The following is a 1,116-nucleotide window of genomic DNA, read 5'->3' on the forward strand; positions in this document are numbered from 1 at the left end:
CGCCGCCGCCCGCCCCGCCCGAAACCTGGCCGCAGCTATTGGGCCAGCTGCTACGCGGGCTGCTTATCCCGTCGCGCCGCTTCCTGGCCACGCCGCTGCTGATTGACGCCTGCCTGCTGGTTTTCGGGCTGATGGTGCTGGTGGGCGGCGTGTCGGCCTCCGAGCCCACCGGGCACCAGCTGGTGCTCTGGGGCTCCAACGTGTCGGGCCTCACGCTACACGGGCAGCCCTGGCGGCTGCTCACGCACCAGTTCGTGCACGCCGGCCTGTCGCATTTGCTCATGAACATGTTCTCGCTCTGGCTGCTGGGCCTGCTGCTCGAAGACCGTACCGGGCCGCTGCGCCTGCTGCTGGTGTACCTGACCAGCGGCATCGGCGGCGGCCTGGCCAGCCTGTGGTGGCACGCCGATGGCATCAACTCGGTAGGGGCCAGTGGGGCCATTTTCGGGCTCTACGGCCTGCTGCTGGTGCTGCTCATCAGCAAAAAGCTGGTGCTCGATAAGTCCGACCGCCGCGCCATGCTCGGGCTGGTGCTCTACCTGGTGCTGAGCAATCTGCTATCCGGCCTCAGCGGCAACGTGGATAATGCCGCCCACCTCGGTGGGCTGGCCACGGGCTTGTTCCTCGCCGGTCCGCTAGCGCTGCTGGGGCTGAAAGGTGGCGGCGAGCATTTGGCGGGGCACGACGAACCGCAGAAGTAGAAAGCAGTTAGCGAGAACGGTCATGCTGAGCGCAGCGGAGCGGAGTCGAAGCATCTCGCTCGCTTCGTTGCCATTATTATTGATTAGTTGCACGGTAGAGATGCTTCGACTTCGCTCCGCTGCGCTCAGCATGACGTTCCTTTTGCTCATTGCTCATTGCTCATTGCTCATTGCCAATTGAAAATATGAAAGCCATTCAACTCGATGCCATCCACCAGCCGGTTACGCTGCGCGACATCCCCACACCCACGCCCGGCCCGGGCGAAATTCTGGTGAAGCTGTGCGCCGCCGCCCTCAACCACCGCGATGTCTTCATTCAGGACGGCAAGTACGCCGGCATCAAGCTGCCCTGCACCCTCGGGGCCGATGGCGCAGGCGAGGTCGCCGCCCACGGCTCCGGCGTGCCCGCCGAGGC

At 65.0% G+C, this 1,116-nt stretch carries 2 protein-coding genes; both read left to right on the forward strand.

All coding sequences use genetic code 11. The features are described from left to right. On the forward strand, positions 1–701 hold a 701-nt coding region (locus ACYVDE_RS23660), incomplete at its 5' end, for a rhomboid family intramembrane serine protease (protein ID WP_460503978.1). 185 nt (positions 702–886) lie between these two features. Further along, on the forward strand, positions 887–1,116 hold a 230-nt coding region (locus ACYVDE_RS23665; protein ID WP_460503979.1), incomplete at its 3' end, for an alcohol dehydrogenase catalytic domain-containing protein.

This window comes from Hymenobacter agri, assembly GCF_054778495.1.